The sequence below is a fragment of the Saccharopolyspora sp. NPDC000995 genome (assembly GCF_053599315.1).
Genome location: NZ_JBSFLZ010000200.1, coordinates 1 through 5,023 on the forward strand (window position 1 = coordinate 1; position 5,023 = coordinate 5,023).

The following is a 5,023-nucleotide window of genomic DNA, read 5'->3' on the forward strand; positions in this document are numbered from 1 at the left end:
TTGCCAGTCCGAATCCTTTGACGGTATAGGCGAAGATCACTGTGGGCCGGGTGTCGTCGATGTGGGCGAAGGCGTCGTTGACGGCGTGCAGGTCGTGGCCGCCGAGGTTGCGGATCGCGGTGTGCAGTGTGGCGTCGTCGAGTGTGCGGACCAGCGACGCCAGCTGCGGTGTGTCGGGTAGCCGTTGTCTTAGCTGTGCCGGCGTGCAGCGCAGCAGCCGCTGGAACTCTGGGTTGGGCATCTCGTCGATCCGTGTCCGCAGCGCGTCGCCGCCTGGGCGCTTGAACAGTTCGTGGAGTAACTGGCCGTATTTGACTGTGAGGACCTGCCATCCCGCGGCGGTGAACATGCCCTGTAACCGCGGCGCGCCGATGTTGGGCACCACCCGGTCCAGGCTCTGCCGGTTGAGGTCGACGATCCACACGACCTCGCCCAGTTCGGCCACCATCGGGTCCATGAGTGCTTCCCAGACCGCGCCCTCGTCCAGTTCCGCATCGCCGACCAAGGAGTACTGGCGCCCGGTGCCGGTCTGTTCTCCCAGTGTTGTGACGTAACGTCGTGCCACCGCACCCCAGATCGGTGCTGTCGCGCCGATGCCGACCGAGCCGGTGGAGTAGTCCACCGGGTCCGGGTCCTTCGAGCGCGAGGGGTAGCTTTGCAACCCGCCGAATTCCCGCAAGGTGGTCAGGTACGACTCGTCGAGTTCTCCCAGCAGGTAGTTGATCGCGTGCAGCACCGGTGAGGCGTGGGGCTTGACCGAAACCCGGTCTCCGGAGCGCAGATGCTCGAACCAGAGCGCGGTCATCAGCGTGGTCATCGACGCCGACGACGCCTGGTGACCGCCGACTTTCAGCCCGGTGGGGTTGGGCCGGACCCGGTTGGCGTGGTCGATGATCGCGGTGGCCAGCCACCGCACCCGCTGCTCGATCTCCGCGAGCACCGTCAACCGATCCTCGCATGTGTCGGCAGGGGCAACGATGGGCGCGGACATTGTAAAACTCCTTCATAGAGCCATGAAATGCTTACCGCAGTGGAACTTCCACATCGTTGCCCGTTTCCATCCCGTCGCGCAACGCTGCGGCCGCCCAGGATTGTTGCCGATGTCGCAAGAATCCCGGCTCCGGGGAAACAATCGACTACGTTCACGGTATGAACGGCATGACGAAATCCGAGCAGGTAACATTGGGAAATGTGCTGCACCCGGTGGAGGATGTCGACGCGGCCGTGCGGTTCTACGCCACAACTTTCGGCCTGGTAACGAAATTCGTCGATGGTGACCGCTACGCCGCCCTCGACGCGGGTGGTACCACGCTCGCGCTCGCCGGCTGTTCGCAAGACATCACCGGTGGCGCGCCCGCGGCGTCGTTCAAGGTCTCCGATGTCGCGGCGGCACTGGCCACACTGGTGGAAAGCGGCGGGACCGTTGTCCGGGAACCGCAGCGGGGCCCGCACGAGGTGCGAGCCGTCGCGCGCGACCCCTGGGGAAACACCTTCGTCGTGTACGGACCGCAGTAGCGTGCCACTTACTCAATGCGCCTCTCGACACGCATTCGTCCTTTTTAGACGGTTGCATTGGGTGTGTGGCCGGTTATGCCGGCTGTTTCGCTGAGGACGCGAGACACCCCTGGTGGGGGGTTGATCTCAGCCGTACGTGCGAATTCCAGGAATCGAGCCGCGGTTGGTGAGAGGTTTTGGCTGTCGCGGTATACCACACCGGTGACTCTTGTCGCGTTGGGCGATTTCAGGGGTATTACGATGAGATCGTCCAGGCCGAAGGTCTGTAATTCCAACGCGGGCAGTGCCGCCACACCCACGCCTGCCCGTAGGAGCCCGCCGATCGCCGTTACGCTCGGCGCGTTGAAGTGCCGGCTCACCGGGATCGAGTGTTCGCCGAACGCTGCGTCGGTCATCGCTCGGATGCTGGTCCCGGGCGGTGTCGCGACCACCGTTTCGCCCCGGAAGTCCGGCCATGAGAGGCTGGCCTGTGTCGACCAGGGATGGCTGTGGTGGGCGACGCCGTAGAACTGTTCGCGCAGCAACGGTATGAAGCAGAAATCGTGGGGTAGGTCGTCGTTGGCGCTCAGGCCGAGTTCGGCGGTTCCCGCTGCGAGGTTGCCGAGTACGTCGGCGGCGTCGCCGTCTTTGATCTCGAAGGTCACCTCGGGGTGCTGCGGTAGGAAACCACGGATCATCTCCGGCAGCACCACAGCGGCCAGCGAGGGAAGTGCGCTCAGGGCAACGGTTCCGGACTGGGCCGCCACGTAGGACATGAAACGTTGCAGCTTCGTGTCGAGGTCGTCCAGGACGGTGCCCGTCATGAGCAGAAAGGCTTGGCCCGCCGCGGTGGTGTCGAGCTGGCGAGTGGTGCGTTCGAACAACCGGACCCGTAGGAGACGCTCGACCTCCTTGATTCTGCGGCTGAGGACCGACTGGGAGATGTGTTCGAGCGCGGCGGCTTTGGTGAAGCTTCCGGATGCGGCGACGGCCTGGACCGCTCGAAGCTGCTGCAGTGTCAAGTCAGGAATCGGCATGGCTTCACCTCCTGTCGCGCACGCTGGGATGGACGTGGCGGCGCCGGGGGCCGGCCGCGGCCGGCCCCCGGCGTTTGCCTTAGTTGGGCTTGGAACGCACGTGGTCGGCGATCGCGGCGTCGTCGTTCACGCCGTACATGTCGTCGATCAGTGCCGCGAAGGAGTTCACGACGGCCGTGCGTTTGATCTTGCCGTTCGCGGTCCGTTCGCCGCGCTCGGCCTGCAGGGGCCGCGGCAGCACACGAAAGTCCTTCAACTGCTCCACCCGCGCAAGGTCCGCGTTGACCCTGGCGATTTCTGCTCGCAGGCTTTCGGCCAGGGCCTCAGCAGACGGGGTGTCCGCGCTCGCGCTGGGCTCGAGCAGGACGGTGAGGTACTTGCGGGCATCGCCGACCACGATCGCCTCGTTGATCAGCAGGCTCTCCTTCAACCGGGTTTCGATGGGCTGAGGATTGATCGTCTTGCCGCCGCGGGTGATGATCACGTCTTTCTTCCGGCCGATGAGCCGGATGTCGCCGCGGGGTGCCCGCTGCACCAGGTCACCGGTGCGTAGCCAGCCGTCCTGTAAAACAGCCTCGGTTTCCGCCGGGTTGCGCCAGTATCCGGTGAACAGCAAGGGCGCGCTGATCAGCATTTCGCCGTCGTCGGCGACTTTCACCTGGAAACGCGGGTCCGGGAACTTCCTGCCGATAAAGCCCGGAGAAGGGAAGGGCTGGTCGAAGTGCGCGATGGGACATCCCGCGGTCTCGGTCAGCCCGTAGTTCTCGCGAAGATCCAGGCCCCAGATCTGCCAGATCGCGAGGACGCTCTCGGGCATCGCCGCGGATGCGGTGTAGGCCAGGCGCATGCGATCCATACCGACGGTCGCCCGCAAGGGCAGGAAGACCCCGCGCAGTGCCGCGGCGTAGGCGATCCGCAGCAGCGCCGACGGCCGGCGGTGGGACCAGCGGTCACGGGCCACCCTGCGGCCGACCCACATGGCCGCGTCGTAGGCGCGGCGCCGCCACCACGGCCAGGACTTGGTTGCGGCGATCAGCTCACCGGCGATCTTCTCGTAGAACCGTGGCGGCCAGAGCACTGACGTCGGCCGCACGGAACGCAACACCTCTTCGTAGACATCCATGCGGCAGTAGGTGACCATCAGCTTGCTCAGCAGCGGGGTGAAGACCACCACCAGCGCCGGCGCCACGTGCGCCAGCGGCAGGAAGCCCACCACGTCGTATCGGCGGCGGGTGATCTCCGGATACAACCCGGCAAAGGTCTGGACCGCATGCTGAAGGGTCCGGTGCGAGTGCGTGACGCCCTTGGGCGCTCCCGTGGACCCCGAGGTGTAAAAGAGCACGGCGGCGTCGTCGAGGGATCCGGCGGCGACCAACTCCGACAACCGATCCGGTTTGTCCCCGGCGTGCCACGCTCCTTCCTCACGCAACGCCTCCCACGTCATCGCCGTGACCGGCCCGGGCAGCTCCGGCGGAGCGTCGTCGATGCCCAGCACCAGCCGCAGAGACGGGATGCGTGCGGCCACCTTCGCGACCTTGGTCAGCTCCAGCGCCGTCTCACCGATGAACGCGACCGCCTCGCTGTGCGCGAGGAGTTGCTCGATCTCAGCGACCGAGTTGGTCGGGTACACACCGATCACGACACCGCCCACGCTCTGCACGGCCAGCGCGGCGAACACCCACTCCGGGCGAGCGCTGCACATCACCGCGACACGGTCACCGTGCTTGACCCGGTGCGCGAGGAGGCCGAGGGCGAGATCACGGACATGGTCCGCATAGGACCGCCAGGTGATCTCCTGCACGACCCCGTCACGCCAGTGACGCATCGCGACGGCGTCGGGTTCTCTCCGCGCGCGATCAAACAACAGCCCCGGAAAGGTCCGGGTCGGTTCGAAATTGGTCAGGTCCATGACACGGCCTCTCTTCCGGAGCTGACACGCCCCCGCGCGGTGATGTTCATGCGGCGCTGTCTCCGAGATGAAGGAAGTCACCTTGATACCACGTCACCGGCTCGTCGCTGCCTGCCTGAACATCGTGCACCCGGCCGATCAAAATCACGTGATCTCCGCCTGGTACGACCTGCTCCAGTTCGCACCGGATGACCGCCGCCGCGTCAGGCAGGAACGGATGCCCCTGTTCGTCGAACTCGAAGTTCCCCCCGGCGAACTTGTTCTCCCCCTTCCTCGCGAACCTGATCGCGAGGCCCGCGTGCGCGGCCGTCACGATGTTCACCACGAACCGCTCAGCCGCCTGGAAGACAGGAAAACAGTTGGCACGCCGGTCCAGGCACACCAGGATCAACGGCGGGTCAAGCGACAACGACGCGAACGAACTCGCGGTGAACCCGTGCAACGTGCCGGACTCACTGCGCGTCGTCACGATCGTCACACCCGAAGGAAAACGGCCCAGCACGCCACGGAAAGCCGCCGGATCCAACTCGTCCACACGATCAGTCATTCCATGCCTCGCGAGCGGCCCGAGCGGCCGGGTCGG

At 65.7% G+C, this 5,023-nt stretch carries 4 protein-coding genes and 1 pseudogene; 1 reads left to right on the plus strand and 4 read right to left on the minus strand.

Annotated elements, in window-relative coordinates; all coding sequences use genetic code 11:
• Window positions 1-991: pseudogene (locus ACWDKQ_RS34240) on the minus strand (pyruvate dehydrogenase); the annotation flags it as partial.
• A gap of 167 nt (window positions 992-1,158) precedes the next feature.
• Here ACWDKQ_RS34240 and ACWDKQ_RS34245 point away from each other — a divergent pair.
• Window positions 1,159-1,515 (plus strand): VOC family protein, encoded by a 357-nt coding sequence (locus tag ACWDKQ_RS34245; RefSeq protein ID WP_450142910.1) that lies wholly within the window; start codon window positions 1,159-1,161, stop codon window positions 1,513-1,515.
• 44 nt (window positions 1,516-1,559) lie between these two features.
• On the opposite strand, the gene ACWDKQ_RS34250 is transcribed toward ACWDKQ_RS34245, so the two are convergent.
• From ACWDKQ_RS34250 to ACWDKQ_RS34260, 3 genes are all read right to left on the minus strand, one after another.
• Window positions 1,560-2,531, minus strand: a complete 972-nt coding sequence (locus ACWDKQ_RS34250) for a LysR family transcriptional regulator (protein WP_450142911.1) — start codon at window positions 2,529-2,531, stop codon at window positions 1,560-1,562.
• A gap of 79 nt (window positions 2,532-2,610) precedes the next feature.
• Complete coding sequence (locus ACWDKQ_RS34255) at window positions 2,611-4,440, minus strand: AMP-dependent synthetase/ligase (RefSeq protein ID WP_450142912.1); 1,830 nt, start codon at window positions 4,438-4,440, stop codon at window positions 2,611-2,613.
• Between the two features lie 46 nt (window positions 4,441-4,486).
• The coding region (locus ACWDKQ_RS34260) for a flavin reductase family protein (RefSeq protein WP_450142913.1) at window positions 4,487-5,023 on the minus strand (537 nt) is incomplete at its 5' end.

What these genes read in the sequence shown, in the direction of transcription:
- ACWDKQ_RS34250 (WP_450142911.1), bottom strand. Translation starts at nt 2,531, where the DNA reads ATGCCGATTCCTGACTTGACACTGCAGCAGCTTCGAGCGGTCCAGGCC.
- ACWDKQ_RS34255 (WP_450142912.1), bottom strand. Translation starts at nt 4,440, where the DNA reads ATGGACCTGACCAATTTCGAACCGACCCGGACCTTTCCGGGGCTGTTG.
- ACWDKQ_RS34245 (WP_450142910.1), top strand. Translation starts at nt 1,159, where the DNA reads ATGACGAAATCCGAGCAGGTAACATTGGGAAATGTGCTGCACCCGGTG.